Genomic DNA, 15771 nt, shown 5'->3' with positions numbered 1-15771 from the left:
GTGACGGGATCGAGGTGCCGATCGACCCCGTCTCGGAGGTGTCGGCACGCGTCGGGGCAGGCGGTGAACGCGGGACGCTCCCGCCACGCTCGATGGGTGGGAGCGGTATCCGGTTCCTGGCTCAGTATCCCGTGTCGAGCGCCCAGTTCGCGACGAGCAGGGCGAACGTGAGCCCGAACAGCAGCGCCAGGATCGCGAAGGAGACGCCCCAGCCGAACAGGTCGGCCGCCAGTCCGACGCCGACGGAGCCGGCGGAGCCGATCACGGTGTAGACGGTCCGGACGAGCCCGAACCCTGCCCCTCGCTCCGCGTCGCCGAGCGCGTCCATGAACCGCGGGTCGATCGCCGAGAAGAAGCTCGATCCGGATCCGGCCAGCAGCACGGCGACGCCGACGCCGGCGATCCCGGGGCCGAGGACGAACGAGGTGATCCCGAGCGCGCCCGCGAGCATGGCCGCGCCGATGGCGGCGTCGCGACCCACGCTGTCCGAGACCCGCCCGAGAACCACCTGTGCGACCGCCCGGACGACGAAGAACGCGGAGAAGACGCCGGCGGCGAACGACGGCGAGAACCCGCGGAACTCGACGAGGAACGTCGGGAGAAAGGACATCACGCCCTGCACCACGTACGTGCCCGCCATCGCGACGAACAGCGGGAGGAGGATGCTCGGTCGCGAGAGGAGCTCGACGAGCGGCGCGACAGCGAACCGGTCCCGCATCGGCTGGTCGGGACGTCGCGGCTCGGTCGGACGGACGCGCCACGCGAACAGCAGGAACACCGGCGCGCCGACCAGGGCGGCCAGCGCGACCGCGGGCCGCCAGCCGAATCGGACCCCGACCCACGCCGCCGCGACCGGCGCCACGAGCCCCGCAAGCGGGCCGCCCGCGGAGTGGAGCCCGAACGCGGTGCCGATGTCGTCGAAGGTGCGCGAGAGGAGCGTCGTGGCCACCGCGTAGTGGAGGCCGGCGACGAGCCCCAGCACCACCGCCGCTAGCACGAACAGGGGGAAGACGGGCGCGAGCGCGAGCACGAGGCTCATCGCCGTCGTCCCGCCGACGGCGACGAGGATCACGATCCGCTCGCCGTGTCGGTCCGCGAGCACGCCGCTGGGGAACTGGGCGGTGCCGTACGCCAGCCACATCCCCGAGAGCGCGACTCCGATGGCGGTGTTCGACACCGCGAAGTCGTCGACGATGAGCGGGACGACCGGGCTGATCGCCAGCCTGGCGAAGTACGTCACCAGGAACGCGAGCATACACAGCGACAGCACCGTGTGGCGGTACTGCCAGCTCATCCGACGGTCACTGAGAGGTGGTCGGTCCGGTCCGGGGTCAACGCTTTCGGTTCCGGAAGAGACGGCGGCGACGTGCGGGACGCGGGTCCGCCTCTCCTACCCGTCGAACGTCCCGGCCGAGAGGTACCGCTCGCCGCTGTCCCAGAACACGGTGACGACGAGCGGCTCGTCGCCCGCGTACGCACCCGAGTCACGGAGCTCCGCGGCGACGTCCTTCGCCGCGAGGTTCGACGCGCCGGAGGACTGTCCCACGAGGATCCCCTCCTCGCGGGCCAGCCGGCGGCACTCGGCCTCGGCGTCCTCGATGTCGACCGTGTGCACCTCGTCGATGAGGTCGACGTCGAGGTTCGGCGCCACGAACCCCGGCCCCATTCCCTGGAAGCGATCGACGCCGGGTTCGCCGCCGGAGAGGACGGCGTTGTCGCTGGGCTCGACCGCGTCGATCCGCACGTCGGGGAACGCCTCGCGGAGCCGCCGACCGACCCCGGAGACGGTGCCGCCGGTACCGACCCCGGCGACCAGCGCGTCGACGGTGCGGTCGCCGACCTGCTCGACGACCTCCGGGCCCGTCGTCTCGTAGTGGGCCCGCGGGTTCGCGGGGTTCTCGAACTGGCGGAGCTGGACCATCCCCGCCTCGGCTTCGAGCGCGTCGGCGCGCGCCTTGGCCGCGGAGATGTCGCCGTCGACGAGCTCGACGTCGGCGCCGTACGCGCGCATGAGCCGGCGGCGCTCCATCGACTTGCCGTCCGGCATCACGAGCGTCACGTCGTACCCCTTCACGGCGCCGACCATCGCCAGTCCGATGCCGGTGTTGCCCGAGGTGGGCTCGACGATGCCGTCGCCTGGCGTCAGCTCGCCAGATTCCTCGGCGGCCTCGACCATGTACAGCGCCGGGCGGTCCTTCGCGGAGCCGCCCGGGTTGCGCGACTCGACCTTCGCGGCCACCGTCGTGTCCGGCGGCGAGTCGACCCGCACCAGCGGCGAGCCGAGCCCCTCCAGCACGTCGTCGTCCATTGGACCGACGAACGTGGTCGGGGCTCAAATGCTCGACGGACCGCGGCAAGTGACGCCACGTCTCCGACGGCCGTCGCGTTGCCACCGGCGCGCGATTTACATGACCTCACGGCGTACCGGGAGGCAATGACGCTCGAAACGCTCGCCCCCGACGACGACGCCGACGCGCTCGACGACGAGGTCCTCGCGACGCTCGGGGACGGCGACTACCGGTTCAAGGTGTGGGGCGGCGACTGGTGCGGCGACTGTCGGCGACAGCTCCCCGCGTTCGCGGCGGCGCTCGACGCGGCGGGTGTCCCCGGGGAGCGGATCGAGGACTTCCCGGTCACGAAGGGGCCGGACGGCAAGGAGGGCGAGGGCGTCGACGAGTACGGGATCGAGCGGATCCCGACCGTCGTGGTCGAGGGCGCCGACGGCGAGGAGCTCGCCCGCTTCGTCGAGGAGGCGGACGTCCCCATCGCAGAGTTCCTCGCGCGAGAGCTCGCCGAGGGAGAAGCGAACGCCTGAGACGGGGACAGCGTTCTGTTCCCGGCCACTCAGGCGTCCAGCTCGGCGACGATCCGCTCGCGAATCTCCCCGGCGTCGACGGGCGCCCACGCCTCGACGTCGTAGGTCACGGCGGCGAGGACCTCCAGCCGGTCGGCGTCGCCCTCCCCAATCGCCGCGATCGCGTCCTCGGAGAGCCGCGCGAGGACCGCCTTCGAGAGCGCCTCGCGGTCCACGCCGCGTTCGGGCACGTCGAGGATGTGCGGGAGGTCCTCGGCGTCGGTCGGGAGTGAGGGGAACGCCGCGGGACCGACCGCGAGGGCGACCTCGTCGGCGTCGAGTCCAGCGTCCGGGTCGACCACGTCCGTCGGCGCGTCACCTCCCTCCGCGAGCGCCGCGGGCGGCGCCGGCACCAGGGCGTACTCCGCGACGGCGACGTCGATGGCCGCGGCGATGGCGTCGTCGTCGACCTCGGCCCGTCGCTTGAACGCGAGCTCTGAGAGCGCGCGCGAGAGCTCCGCGCGGGTGAGCCAGCCGAACAGGTCCACGACGCCCGCGAGGTCGTCGCGCGCCGCCGCGCTGGGGGCGTCCGCCCCGGCGCCGTCCGAACCGCTCTCCTCGGGCATCCGTCAGTCCTCCCCCGGCGCGGGGTCGGAGGGCGGAGTCGCCGACGGTCGGTGGGCGTTTCCGCGGACGTCGGCGTCGGCGGCCTCGCCGGCGGCTCGGGTCGCCGCGTCGGCCGCGTCGTCGGTCGCTGCCGCGAGGTCGGTCGCTGCCGCGTCGGCGACCTCGGCGGGCGTAATCGGCGCGTCGCGCCACGTCGGCAGCCGGGTGTCCGGTCCCGGCTCGACGAGGGCGCCGGCGTACGTCTCGACCTGCGAGCGCTCGTCCTCGCGGTCGTAGTCGAGTCCGTTGAACGCGGCGTCGTCCGCGTAGCCGTCGATCAGCTCTGCCGCGGCCTCGCGGTAGCGGTCGGCGAGCCCGTCGTAGTCGACGGCGATACCGCCGTCCTCGACCGCTCTGAGGGTCGCCTCGCCCACCGCCCGGCTCATGTCCGCGAGTCCGGTCGGGCCGTCGACCGAGCGGTGGTCGTGCTCGTAGCGGCCCAGGTCGACCTGCGCGCTCCCCGCGAAGCCGGCGTGCGCGAACGCCTCGCCCAGGATGCCCGCCTCCAGTCCCCAGCCGCGCTGGATCCGAAGCCGTGAGACCAGGTCGGTCGTCGCCGCGAACTCCCCGGCGAGCGCGTATCGGAACGCCGAGAGGTACTCGATCACGCCGGGTTCGCGGCGCTCGGTGGCGTCGGCGAGCGCGCGGACGAGCGGTCGGAAGAACAGCCGGAACAGCCGGCCGTACAGCGCTCCGTCCTCCACGCGCGCGTAGTACCCCTTCGAGAACGCGTGCCCGTTCGCGACCGGGAACAGCAGTCGGTCGACGAACGCCGGCGAGTACGTCTTCGTGTCGGCGTCGTGGACGACGACGTACTCCTCCTCCAGCGCCCGACCGAGCCCGAGCCACACGTCGCGACCCTTTCCGCGGGTCCCGTCGAGCCCGTGATTCGCGAGGAGGCGGGTCAGCCGCGGGCCCCCGCACCAGAGCGTCTCCACCTCGAGGTCGAAGCCGTCGAGCCACCGCGCGAAGGGCCCGACGCTCTCCCGAGGGGCACGGAGCGGAACGATCACGCGAGCCGGCGCGACCTCCTCGAGCGCCGAGAGGACGCGATCGGCCGCGAGGGTGCCGTACTCGCGTTCGGTCATCGGCACCACGACCGCCGCCCGGCCGGTCGGGGCGTCCGGCCGGTGGTCGGTCAACGCGTGCAGCGTCGTCACGCGCTCTTGCACGTACTCCATTACGGATACACAGGGGAGGGACGCTCAAAATAGGTGCGATACCCGAGGGCGGTGCCGGTCGCTCCCCGTCCGCGCGGCGGCGGTCGCAAAATCGACCCGCCGCCGGCGGGGGTCACGCGACCGACTCGGCGCCGGCGGCGCCGCCCGGAACGCGTCCGAGACGCTCCAGGACGGCGTACCCGACGACGACCGCGCCGAGCCCCCCGGCGAGCGCGAGGAAGGCGGCGTCGTACGTGACGCCGGCCTCGATCGCCTCGCCGACGACCCACGACCCGGCCGCCTGCGCCGACATCATCCCGGCGGAATAGACGGCGTACGCCGACGCCCGGGACTCGTCCGGCAGCGACGCGAGCAGGTAGGTGTCGCTCGCGGGGAACAGCATGTGGATCGTGAAGCCGACGGCGACGCTGGCGAGCACGACGGCGACGAACCCGGAGGAGACGACCACGAGGACGACGCTCGCGAGAAACGCCGTCACGATCCCGAGCAGGTACGGGACGTGGGGCAGGCGGTCGGCGAGGTCGCCGGAGACGAGGAACGCCGGGACTCCCGCCGCGAAGATCACCGTCAGCAGGTTGCGCGCGGCCGCCCCGGAGAGCCCCTTGTCGACCATGTACAGCTCGTAGAAGTTGAACAGTCCCTGCCAGACGAAGCTCGTGAGCCCCATCAGCACGACGCCCGCGAGGATGAGCTTCCACTCGGAGAGCGCACCGCCGACGAAGTCGGTGTCGCCGGTGCCGGCGTCCGGGAGGGCCGTCCGCCGGGCCAGGAGGACGAAGGCGACGGTGGTCGCGGCGGCGACGAGCGCGAGCCCGTGGAAGGCCAGCCGCCAGTCGTACCACAGCGCGACCGTGACGACCGGCGCGGCGGCCACCGCGGCGAGCTGGCTCGCCATTCCGTGGACGCCCATCACGCGCCCGACGCGCTGCGGGAACAGCTCGGCGACGAACGGGTTCGCGGCGACGAAGTAGACGCCGGACGCCAGGCCGATCGCGAACGCGGCCGCCATCAGCGTCGGCACGCCGGGCGCCAGCGCGACGCCGAGCGCGCCCAGCGTCAGCATCGCGCCCGAGACGAAGATCACGAGCTCGCGAGAGAGCCGCGTGAGCGCCCAGCCGGCCGGGAGCCGCGGCGCCGCCGAGCCGAGCCACGCGAGCGTGACGATGAGCCCGGCGGTCCCCTCGCCGATGGAGAACTCCCCGATGAACTCGCCCACGAGGGGTGCGAACACGACGCGGGCGAAGTTGACGAGGAAGACGAGGGCACAGAGCGATCCGAACAGCCGAGTCCGTGACACGGGCGGCCTACTCGACGCCGGGAGACAAGCGTTGCGAAATCGACGCGGGGCGGTACGCCGTAGCGTGACGCGGCGCCCCGCACGTCGTCTCGACGCCGGCGGGTTCGCCGCGTCCGGGCCGCCGAGCGTCCGACTCGCGTCGTACGGGGTTTTTATACTTCCCGCGCGCAACTCAGGCACATGATATCGACGCGGAAGGGCCTCCGAGACGGCGACCTGTTCAAGGACACCTACGAGCGGCTGAACTGCGCCGACTGCGAGAAGGTCCTGAAGAAGAAGAACGACCCGGACGAGGTGTTCTCGGTCCGCGTCTGTCCCGAGTGTGAAACCCGGTACAAGGAGCTTCGCTGACGCCGGACCTCGCCGCAACGGCGTCGGCCGCGCCCTTCCCGGCGGCGCGCGGCGCGGTCTCTCGTGACCTCTCGTGCGACCGCTCGTCCGCTCACCGGTGAGCGATTTATGCGGCGGGGCCCCGTACGGTGCCCATGAGAAGTGAACAGGAGAGCGAGCTGCTGACCGAGTTCGACGACAGGATAGAACGCCTCCCGGAGTCGGTCGACCGGGCGGCGGTCAGGCGGATGCAGTTCGTGGCGTACGTTCTCGACGAGGGGATCCGCGTTCCCGGAACGGGTTACCGTATCGGCGTCGATCCGCTGCTCGGTGTGCTCCCGGGGGCGGGAGACGTCCTCACCGGGGGAATCTCCCTGTACATCGTGCTCGAGGCGGCTCGTCTCGGCGTGTCCTACGCGACGCTGCTCAAGCTGATCGCGAACATCTCCGTAGACGTGGTCGGGGGAGCGGTTCCAGTGGCGGGCGATATCTTCGACGCCGCCTGGAAGGCCAACAAGCGCAATTTCGAACTGGTACTGACCGATCTCGAGACGGGGTACGACCGCTCCGCTCGGTCACCAGGCGAGCGAACCGAGATCGAGATCAATTGAACGGCAGCTCCGTCTCGCGTCTTCTCACTCGAAGACGGCGTCGAACGCCGACGCGCCGAGCGGGTCGAAGGTGCCCGCGGCGACGTTCTCGCGGACGTGGTCGACGTCGGTCGCGCCGACGAGCGAGGAGGTGACTCCGGGCGCGCTCCGAGCGAAGTTGAGCGCGCGCTGAGCCGGCGTCTCGCCGGCGAGGACCGCGTCGACGTCGGGGGGGATCGCTCCCTCGACCGCGAGTTCCCCCTGCCCGATGCTCGCGCTCGTCACCACGGAGAGTCCCGCCTGGTGGGCGAGTGCCAGGGTCGAGACGGGACCGGAGCCGCCGCCGGGCGACCGCTGGTTCGCCCGCGTAAACGCGTCCGCCATCGCCACGTTGAACGGGAGCTGGATCACCTCGAGACCGTGGTCGTCGCCGGTGCCGACCGTCCGGCCGGCGGCCTCGGCTCGCGCGAGTACCTCCGCGAGCGAGAGGTACCGATCGTGATCCTCGGGGACGCGGAAGGCGTCCCACGTCGCGACGCCGTAGGCGCCGAGGTCGCCCGCCGCCCGCCGTCGCTCCAGGGCCTCGAAGGCGGCCTCCAGCTGGTCGTACACCTCCTCTCGCGGTCGGGCCGCGAGCTGCGTCTCCGGATTGTGGACGTAGTAGCAGTCGACCGCGTCGACTCCGAGCCGGTCCAGCGAGCGGTCCAGCGACCACTCCAGGTAGTCGGGCGCGAGGGCGTGAGCGCCGTTCGCGAGGTCTCCTGGGGCGACGATCCCCGGCTCGAGGAAGCGCTCGCGGACGTGGGCGGAGGGGTCGTCCGGGCGATCGCCGTCGAACGGGAGGAACCCGCCCTTCGTCGCCACCACGACCGCGTCGCGGTCGATCGGGGAGTCCCGGACCGCTTCGCCGACGACGCGCTCGGCGCGTCCGCACCGGTAGTTGACCGCGGTGTCGACGTGGTTCACGCCGGAGCGGAGCGCGAGCCCGATCGCCTCGCGGGAGGCGTCGTCGACCGCGGCGGTCGGCTCGCCGAGGTAGGTGCCGATCCCGACGCTGGAGGCCACGCCCGGGCCGAAGCGTCGGAAGTAGGTCCGCCCGAAGGCGTCGCCGAACCGGTCGCGGTAGGCCCAGAGCGCTTCGCGGGTCGCCATGTTCGTCCGATCGTGGCGCCTCGCGGGTAAAAGTCGCGCGGGAAGCGGCCCCGAGGGCCGGACGCCGGCCTCACCGGAACTTCCGGAAGAGCCGGGCGAGAACGGAGGCGACTACGCCCAGTCCCGGCACCCATATCGACGCGACGGCCGCACCGAGCAAGAGAACCCCAGTCCGGACGTCCCGACGGACGAACGCCGCGGCGGCGTCCAGCAGGGTCGACGCGATACCCAGTCTCCAGAGCGTTCGTCCGCCGAATGGTAGTGTCGTCATGGGTCGACTACGAGAGGGAGGGGGAATAGCGGCGGGCTTGCTTTCGCAAGTTCTTCTTCGCGGGCCCACCTCGCCTGGTCGCCGCAGCGTCGGTCCCGCTCACTCCGAGCGGGACCGATCGCCGGTGGACAGGTACAGCCCGACGTTGACGAGGACGCCGGCGGCGAGCAGTCCCCAATTGACCAGCGGATCGTTGTACCAGACGAGGTCGATACCGAGCGAATGCGGGTAAATCGGCCAGAAGGGTTCGATGGAATCGGCGATGTCCGGTGCCGAGAGGACGTCCGCGGAGAGGTGGGCGAGTCCGGAGATCCAGACCGCCAGGAAGCCGAACCGAGCGCTGTGGCGCACCGTCTCGGTGGACAGCCAGTCCGTCTCGCCGTCGATCCGCTCGAGGAGCGTCCCGACGAGCGGGCCGATGGCCGCGGCGAGGAGCGTCACCACGAGGACGGTGTGGAACACCCCGTGGTGCTTCACGGTCGGGACGAGCCTCGGAAGCACCAGGTCGACGTCCGGCAGCATCCCGAAGGGAGTGCCCACCAGGACGAACGCTACCGCCGTTCTCCGGCAGTCGACGATGAACCACGCCGGGGCGAGCCAGAGCAGCGCCATGCCCAGGTGGCCGCTCACGTCTACCATCGGAGCGGAACCTCCGGAGCCGTTGACTCGCCTCCTGGGGAGCGTGACGCCGGCCGGATCGCGACGGCTCGGGTGCCCCGGGCGATAGCCACCCCTGTCGGCGTCTCGACCGCAACTACGGCGCGCATCGTTGCGTGGGAAGGGTCACCGAACTTCGTTGTACATCTCGTCGATCGCCGCCTTGAGGTCGGGAGCGCCACCTCCGGGCTGACGGGGCGCGTAGCTGAATTCACCCTTCCCGTCGGGCGCTTCGCCCTGCGTCCACGGTTGTTTCGGGTCAACCCGTTCCTCGCGGGCAGTCGACATGAACGAGTAGTTGTGCTCCTGATTCTCCTTCTCCTGATCGAAGCTCGCCGGGACGGGGCGGTGTTCGCCGAGGCTCTCTAGCGCGGCGTGCCACTGGTTTTGATGCATCGTGTCTCGGGCGATGAGGTACTCCAGCATCTCCTTCATGCCGGGGTCGTCCGTGAACTCGTACAGCCGGGTGGCGAGTACGCGTCCGGTGGACTCGGCCATGACGTTCGCGTACATGTCGGCGGCCAGATTCCCCGAGGCGACCACGTAGTTGCCGGTGAAGGGGACTCCGTTGCTGTCGACGGGCATCGCGTGCAAGCCCGCCGAGAGGGCCTGTCGAGGTTGGCCAGTGCGCATCAGCTCGTCGATGATAGGGTCCTCACGGGCGGACTCGCGAGCCTCCTTGGAGGCTCCTTCGAGGTTCTTCGAGACCGCGGTCGCGAGCATCTCGATGTGGCCGAGTTCCTCCGTCGCGGTCTCCATCAGGAACCGCCTGATCTCCTGTTTCTCGGCCGGGACTGCGAACGCCTGGAACATGTACTGCAGGGCGACGCGCATCTCACCCTCAGCGCCGCCGATGGCCTGCTGGAGCATCTTCGCGAACCGGGGGTCGGGGGTCTCGACTTCGACCTCGAACTGGAGCTGGTCGTCGTGGTAGAACATGGAGTGAACGAACAGCGAGAGTTCGCAAAAGCGTCCTGCCTGCGAGTGCCGGCCGGTTTTGACGTACCCCCGTTCGCGGAGTCGCGCGTGACCCAGCGAGCTCCCGACCCGTGTCCTCAACGCTCGTCCGGATCCGGGTCGGATTCGGGCTCGGAGTCGTGTTCGGACTCAGGGTCGTCCCGACCTCCTCCGGGTCCGTTCCGACCTCCTCCGCGACAGTGGCCTCGGGGCGGATCGGCTCCCCGCTGAGCAGTTCCGGAAGGACGATTCGGATCGCCTCGAGGACGAGGATGAACAGGATCGGCATGAGAAAGAACCCGTACCACCCGAACAGGATCGGTCCGATCAGGTAGGCGAACAACAGCAGGATCGGGTCGATCCGACGGCCGGACAGGTACGGCTGCAAAAACGACTGCGGCAGGATGTCCAGGAGGACCACATAGGCCACGAGGACGGCCCCGACGAACGCGAGGCTCCCTTGGCCCTGGTCGCTGGTGATGGCTTGGAAGCCGAGAGAGGCGACCATGGGCACGTAGACGATCTTGCCGACGACGACGGGGAGCAGGCTCGCCAGCCCGGTCAGGAAACCGGCCACGAGCACCATCGGGACCTGGAGCCCCGGCGGCGCCACGAGGTTCGTCGCCGCGTACGTCACGGTCGCGATGACGGACATGGCGGCGACGAACAGCAGGTTGCCGAAGAACACGGACTCCAGGTCGGCGTCGACCGCGACGCCGTAGGTGTACGCCGTCGAGTCCCGCCCCCCGATCAGTTCGATCAGGGTCTCGGAGATGTCGGAATCGTTGGCGAGCAGGAAGTACGCCAGCGTCGTCGCGAGTCCGAGCAGAAACAGCCCGCCCAATACGCCCTGGAGCGCGCTCAGGGCGGTCCCCGCACTGGATCAGAACGAGCCGCCCGCGTCGAAGACCGACGAGGGGTTCGACAGCACCGACACCAGCCGCTCGCGCTGTTCCATCGGGAGGGCGTCGACGCCGGTGATCCGGCCGACGAGCGTGTCGACGAACTCCCCGCCTTCGAACTCCCGCTGGACGACCTGAAACAGACGGAGGCCGACGAGAACGAAGAGTATCAGAATCGGGACCAGGACCGACAGGGCCGTGAGCGTCGCCGCGAGGTGTCGAGAGCCCGTCACCGAACGGAGCCGGTCGCAGATCGGTCGAGTGGCGTAGTAGCCGAACAGGCCCAGGACGACGAGCCCGATGAACGAGCCGACGACGTACGCGACCGCCAGGCCGAGCAGAAGGACGAACACCCACCAGCCGAGGCGGCTACGGGACGGCAGCTGGTCCGCGAGTCCGTTCATACCCCGGTCCATGTCACTACCTCGGCGAGAGGCGCCGCCCCCGTGGGTCGGACGCCCGTTTCGGGCGCGAGACGTCCCGGGGCGATCGGGTCGTGGAGAGACACGTCAACCACGTTGAATTTTGGAGCTCCGACGTTATTGAACGTTACGCGGAGAGAGGCTGAGACCCGCACGTAGGCCGGATCGCGGTTGGCTAATCAACGCCTTGCGAGCGCAGGCGTCGGGCCCCTTTTCCCGCGCTGATCGCCGAAAGGAGTCGATGCCACTGTTCGACGGCGCACGAGCCGGCGAACGCACGCCGGTCGACGGGCTTCCGCCTCGACGCCGGAGCCGCAGGAGGCGAGGTCACGTCGCTCGGTTGCGAGTCGTAAATACGCCTTACATAGGCAAGCAGAACCGTTAGTCTCGGAAGCGTCGTTCGTCGGACCACATGCGAGACGAGGCAGCACCGACGGAGACCGACGGAGACGCCGACGGACTCGACGCCGCTAGCGTCGAGACCGCCTCTGACGACGAGACCCGCCCGGGCTGGTGACACGGTCCACTGGAGCGTTCGGTCCGTCTCCCGTAGAACCCCTCTCTCGAGTGCGAGACGTCGGTGCGTTCGCGCACAACCGTCCACGTCGTCCGAAAGTCACAACCGACCACCTCACATGAACGTACGCTTCGCGGAGCCAGGCGACCGAGAACAGATCAGAGCAATCGCGCGCGACTCGCTGCGCGCGTCGTACTCGCTCAGTCCGGAACAGATCGAGATGATACTCGAAGAGGAGTTCGACGACGCGTCGCTGGACGACCTGCTCGACGACGCGGACACGGCGGTGCTCGTCGTCGAGGAGACGATCGACGACACGGACACCGTCCGCGGCTTCGTAACCGTCGAAGTCGGAACGGAAGCGACGGTCCGATGGCTCCACGTGGATCCGGCGGCGCGGGGCGGGGGCGTCGCCACGGCGCTGCTCGATCGCGTTCGCGAACGGTTTTCAGAGACGCCGATCGCGGCGCGTATCCTCGACGAGGCCGTCGAGGGCGGCGAGTTCCTCGAAGGGTTCGGCCTCAAACGGGGCGGTCACGACCACCTACTGGTCGGCGGAGAGGAGTTCGCCGTCACCCTGTTCACGGAGGGCCAGTCGACGTCGACGGCGAACGAACCGACCGTCGCGGTCCCGGAGTCCGTCGCCGTCGACGGGGGTGATCGACCCGTCGATCGGGACGAGAGCGTTCCCGGCAGCGAGGCCCCGTTCTTCACGGTGTACGCTGGGGACGGCGAGGAGGAGGCGTACGGGTACTTCTGTTCGCAGTGCGGCGGTACGAACGTCTCCATAGACGGGCTCGACAGGCTCGAGTGCGGGGACTGTGGCAACACTCACCTGGCCGACGAGTGGGACGATGCGTATCTCTGAGACGGGCGAATGGTAGACGGTTCTCGGTCGGCGGACCAGCGCGGCGACGGGACCGCACCGGGAATCGACGTCGGCGTTCTTTTCGCACACTCGCCGGGGACGGACGTCGAGCCGCTGCAGTCGTTCGCCGAGCGGACGACCCGCGACGGCGTCGACGCGCTCGCGGCAGCCACGGACGCGACCTGGAGAGTTCACTGCGCCGAACCGGACCCGCTTACCGACGCCGCGTCCCGGCGACCGTCCGAGTTCCTCGACGAAGCCGCGCTTCACATGGTGAAACGCCCGTACGACCTCGTCGTCGTCGTGACCGACGTGCCCCTGACCACGCGCGAGGAGCGCTCCGTCGAGGGGCTCGCGTCTCCGCTCGCGCGCGTGGTCGTCGTCTCGACGCGACGGCTCCTGCGGAGACCCGGCCGAGAGACGGCCAGGGCGCTCGATTCGGCGGCTGTCCGCTGGAACGCCGCGACCCTCCTCGTACATCTCTTCGGACACGTGTTCCGCGCGGACCACAGTGATGGCGGCGTGATGGCTCCGTTCTCGTTCGATCCCGACCGACGGAGCGTCCCGCCGTTCGACGCGGACATCACGCAACACCTCCGGAAGCTCGCCGCCCGCCTCCCCGAAGAGGACGTCTCGCGAGGGCGGCTTCGACGGCTGGGGTTTCACGCGCTCAGCCTCGCGCGGAACCCGGGTATCGTTACCGCGACGCTGCTGCAGAGCCGCGCGCCGCTGCTCCCGTTCTCGCTCCCGCGCCTCTCGACGGCCGCGGTGACGCCGACGCTGATCCTCGTGTTCAGTGCCGAGGCGTGGGACGTCGGGTTGAACCTGACCAACGGGACCACCGCGCTGTTCGCCATCGGGAGCATCGTTGCCGCCGCGGTCCATCTCTTGTACGTTCAGCGTCTGTTCTTCCCGCGCGAGCACAGCCAAGTGATCACCGAACACATGGCGCTGGTGAACGTGACGGTGTTCTGTATCCTCGTCGTCGCGATGACGGGGCTCTTCGTCCTCGTCGGGTCGATCAAGCTCCTGATCGAACTCGCCGTCTTTCCGCCGAACCTGATGACGAACTGGCCGAGCCTCGAAGACCCCTCCGTCGGACCTGTCAACCTCGTCCGCGTCGGTGGCTTCATCAGCACGCTGGGGGTGCTGTCGGGGGCCCTCGCGGGCGGGATCGAGAACCGAATGGCGCTCCGGCACCTCGCGCTCTTCCGTGACCGTGCGTAGGCGCGCGTCGACGGCGGTGGCCGTGGGCACAGTTAACATGACGCGCGACATATCTCTCGACGTGACTGTTCGAGAACTGGATGCGAGTCGACGACGGATCGACGTACAGCGCGGCCCGACCGCCGGTTCCGCACCGGGCGTCCTCCGTGGGCTGCTTCGAGGCGTCGTCGGTGGCCTGCTCGCAACGGCGCTCATGACCCTGTACCGGTTCCCCGTCTTCCGCGCGCTGCCGCCGACCGCCGACTTCTGGGCGAAATACGTCGGAGGCGGTGATGCGGAAGCGCATCCCGCCACGGGACTGCTCTTACACTTCCTGTACGGGGCCACCGCAGGCGGGCTGTTCGGCGTCGGGATCAGCCTCGTGGACTTCCGGAGCGAACGCGAACGCCGCCTCGGCGTGATCGGGCTCTCCACCGCCTACGGCCTCGCCCTTTCCGCGTTCGGAACCCGGTTCCTGTTCCCCTTCCTTCTCGACGAGGAACTCGAGCCGGACGAAGCGGTGATATTCCACGTCGGGCACGTCGTCTACGGGCTGACCCTCGGGACGTGGATCGGCTTCCGGGACCGGAAGGGCGAGGTGTACGAGTGAGGGCGTCGGGTCGAACCGAACCCGGACGTCCGCCGTTCGGACCGGCCAGCCCACACACGGGCGGGCCTCCATCACCCTGCAGGGGCCGGCACAGAGCGTAAGTGGCTTCGACGCGACTATCCGAGAATGACGACCGATCAGAACGACGACAGCCGCAAGCAGGGCGTGGAGCTCGGTCCGCTGGCGGACGACCTCGAGGACGAGGAATACCCGCTCGAGCTGGGGGCGTTACTGGAGCGGTACGGCGACCGCGAGGTGGGGCTGGGAGACGACACCTCGACGCTCCGGACGGTGTTGGGACCCCAGGACGAGGCCACCTACGACTCCGCCGACGACGTGCGTCAGAGCATCGTCGGGATGGTCGGTGACGAGGCCATCGGTCGGAAGAACTACACGGACCGCGGCGGCAACACGGAGGCCGAGGAGGGCGACGAGGAGTCGATGTAAGCGGCCGGGACACGGGGGAGATCGACCCCCGGCGTCAGACGCTCGCACGACGCCGACACAACGACTATACGTCGTCCGAGAGTCAGTTCGGGTAATGGCCTCGCTCACCGACTACCTGTCCGACCTCGTCGAGGACGCGGACGCGGTGCTCCTGTTCTCGCCGACCAGCTCCTTTCACGACCGGTTCGAGGACGGCGACACGGACATCGTCGTCGTCGCCCCCGACAACGACGTCGGCGCCGAGACGTTCGTCGAGCTTCCCCTCCCGTTCGACAACGTCAAGGACCGGATCCGGTTCGGGATCGAGGGCGCGATGGACGCCGAGCTGGTCTCCGAGGGCGACGAGGTCGTCTGCATCGCCTCCGTCTTCGACGGGGGGTCGGACGCGGTGATCCGCGTCACCGTCGACGAGACGGTCCACACCGGGATCTACGACCTGTTCGTCAACACCCGAGCGGAGCCGAGCGTGATCCGCGACGTCTTCGAGGTCGCGATCGAGCTCGGGCGGAAGGGACAGAAGGGGAAGCCCGTCGGCGCCCTGTTCGTCGTCGGCGACGCGGGGAAGGTGATGAACAAGTCCCGCCCGCTGTCGTACAACCCCTTCGAGAAATCGCACGTCCACGTGGGCGACCCCATCGTCAACGTCATGCTCAAGGAGTTCTCGCGGCTCGACGGCGCCTTCGTCGTCTCCGACTCCGGGAAGATCGTCTCCGCGTACCGCTACCTCGAGCCGGGCGCGGAGGGCGTCGACATCCCGAAGGGGCTCGGCGCGCGCCACATGGCTGGCGGCGCGATCACGCGGGACACGAACGCCACCGCGATCGTCCTCTCGGAGTCGGACGGGCTCGTTCGGGCGTTCAAGTCGGGCGAACTCGTTCTGGAGATCGATCCGGAGGAGTACTGA

General features: G+C 69.8%; 19 protein-coding genes. 8 read left to right on the top strand and 11 right to left on the bottom strand.

Annotated features, from left to right (window positions below; all coding sequences use genetic code 11):
• Window positions 1–121: 121 nt before the first annotated feature.
• Together U4E84_RS06135 and U4E84_RS06130 are read right to left on the bottom strand one after the other, a co-directional pair.
• Window positions 122–1294, bottom strand: a complete 1173-nt coding sequence (locus U4E84_RS06135; protein ID WP_322531214.1) for an MFS transporter — start codon at window positions 1292–1294, stop codon at window positions 122–124.
• A 96-nt stretch (window positions 1295–1390) separates the two neighbouring features.
• Window positions 1391–2308 carry a PLP-dependent cysteine synthase family protein gene (locus U4E84_RS06130; RefSeq protein WP_322531213.1) on the bottom strand — a complete coding sequence of 306 codons (918 nt, stop codon included), beginning with the start codon at window positions 2306–2308 and terminating at the stop codon, window positions 1391–1393.
• 126 nt (window positions 2309–2434) lie between these two features.
• Between U4E84_RS06130 and U4E84_RS06125 the strand changes: the two genes are divergently transcribed.
• Window positions 2435–2815, top strand: coding sequence for a thioredoxin (locus U4E84_RS06125; RefSeq protein WP_322531212.1), 381 nt, complete (start codon window positions 2435–2437; stop codon window positions 2813–2815).
• Between the two features lie 29 nt (window positions 2816–2844).
• On the opposite strand, the gene U4E84_RS06120 is transcribed toward U4E84_RS06125, so the two are convergent.
• From U4E84_RS06120 to U4E84_RS06110, 3 genes are all read right to left on the bottom strand, one after another.
• Window positions 2845–3420, bottom strand: a complete 576-nt coding sequence (locus U4E84_RS06120; protein WP_322531211.1) for a hypothetical protein — start codon at window positions 3418–3420, stop codon at window positions 2845–2847.
• Between the two features lie 3 nt (window positions 3421–3423).
• Window positions 3424–4641 carry a glycosyl transferase family 2 gene (locus U4E84_RS06115; RefSeq protein ID WP_322531210.1) on the bottom strand — a complete coding sequence of 406 codons (1218 nt, stop codon included), beginning with the start codon at window positions 4639–4641 and terminating at the stop codon, window positions 3424–3426.
• A 112-nt stretch (window positions 4642–4753) separates the two neighbouring features.
• Entirely contained in the window at window positions 4754–5938 is a 1185-nt protein-coding gene (locus U4E84_RS06110) for an MFS transporter (RefSeq protein WP_322531209.1), read from the bottom strand.
• Between the two features lie 180 nt (window positions 5939–6118).
• Between U4E84_RS06110 and U4E84_RS06105 the strand changes: the two genes are divergently transcribed.
• Window positions 6119–6289, top strand: coding sequence for an HVO_0758 family zinc finger protein (locus U4E84_RS06105; RefSeq protein ID WP_322531208.1), 171 nt, complete (start codon window positions 6119–6121; stop codon window positions 6287–6289).
• Between the two features lie 134 nt (window positions 6290–6423).
• A complete protein-coding gene (locus U4E84_RS06100) occupies window positions 6424–6879 on the top strand; it encodes a DUF4112 domain-containing protein (RefSeq protein WP_322531207.1) in 456 nt (151 codons plus the stop codon).
• Between the two features lie 24 nt (window positions 6880–6903).
• Here U4E84_RS06100 and U4E84_RS06095 read toward each other — a convergent pair whose 3' ends face one another.
• The 6 genes from U4E84_RS06095 to U4E84_RS06070 all read right to left on the bottom strand — a co-directional run bounded on the left by U4E84_RS06095 (window position 6904) and on the right by U4E84_RS06070 (window position 11213).
• Window positions 6904–8010, bottom strand: a complete 1107-nt coding sequence (locus U4E84_RS06095; RefSeq protein ID WP_322531206.1) for an aldo/keto reductase — start codon at window positions 8008–8010, stop codon at window positions 6904–6906.
• 70 nt (window positions 8011–8080) lie between these two features.
• Complete coding sequence (locus tag U4E84_RS06090) at window positions 8081–8281, bottom strand: hypothetical protein (protein WP_322531205.1); 201 nt, start codon at window positions 8279–8281, stop codon at window positions 8081–8083.
• A 99-nt stretch (window positions 8282–8380) separates the two neighbouring features.
• Window positions 8381–8920: a metal-dependent hydrolase gene (locus U4E84_RS06085; protein WP_322531204.1), complete on the bottom strand. Its 540-nt coding sequence runs from the start codon at window positions 8918–8920 to the stop codon at window positions 8381–8383.
• A 144-nt stretch (window positions 8921–9064) separates the two neighbouring features.
• On the bottom strand, window positions 9065–9877 hold the full coding sequence (locus U4E84_RS06080) for a manganese catalase family protein (protein ID WP_322531203.1): 813 nt from the start codon (window positions 9875–9877) through the stop codon (window positions 9065–9067).
• Window positions 9780–10739, bottom strand: coding sequence for an AI-2E family transporter (locus U4E84_RS06075; RefSeq protein ID WP_322531202.1), 960 nt, complete (start codon window positions 10737–10739; stop codon window positions 9780–9782). Before U4E84_RS06075 ends, U4E84_RS06080 begins: the two co-directional genes overlap by 98 nt.
• Window positions 10740–10778: 39 nt before the next feature.
• Window positions 10779–11213 carry a hypothetical protein gene (locus U4E84_RS06070; RefSeq protein ID WP_322531201.1) on the bottom strand — a complete coding sequence of 145 codons (435 nt, stop codon included), beginning with the start codon at window positions 11211–11213 and terminating at the stop codon, window positions 10779–10781.
• Between the two features lie 641 nt (window positions 11214–11854).
• Between U4E84_RS06070 and U4E84_RS06065 the strand changes: the two genes are divergently transcribed.
• The 5 genes from U4E84_RS06065 to dacZ all read left to right on the top strand — a co-directional run bounded on the left by U4E84_RS06065 (window position 11855) and on the right by dacZ (window position 15771).
• Window positions 11855–12604 carry a GNAT family N-acetyltransferase gene (locus U4E84_RS06065; protein WP_322531200.1) on the top strand — a complete coding sequence of 250 codons (750 nt, stop codon included), beginning with the start codon at window positions 11855–11857 and terminating at the stop codon, window positions 12602–12604.
• 9 nt (window positions 12605–12613) lie between these two features.
• Entirely contained in the window at window positions 12614–13831 is a 1218-nt protein-coding gene (locus U4E84_RS06060) for a hypothetical protein (RefSeq protein ID WP_322531199.1), read from the top strand.
• A 61-nt stretch (window positions 13832–13892) separates the two neighbouring features.
• Complete coding sequence (locus U4E84_RS06055; RefSeq protein ID WP_322531198.1) at window positions 13893–14420, top strand: hypothetical protein; 528 nt, start codon at window positions 13893–13895, stop codon at window positions 14418–14420.
• Between the two features lie 126 nt (window positions 14421–14546).
• Entirely contained in the window at window positions 14547–14867 is a 321-nt protein-coding gene (locus U4E84_RS06050; RefSeq protein ID WP_322531197.1) for a hypothetical protein, read from the top strand.
• 94 nt (window positions 14868–14961) lie between these two features.
• On the top strand, window positions 14962–15771 hold the full coding sequence (gene dacZ / locus U4E84_RS06045) for a diadenylate cyclase DacZ (RefSeq protein ID WP_322531196.1): 810 nt from the start codon (window positions 14962–14964) through the stop codon (window positions 15769–15771).

Origin of the sequence: Halorubrum sp. AD140 (assembly GCF_034497445.1) — an archaeon.
Lineage (GTDB): Archaea > Halobacteriota > Halobacteria > Halobacteriales > Haloferacaceae > Halorubrum.
This window is presented reverse-complemented; position numbering and strand designations above follow the sequence as displayed.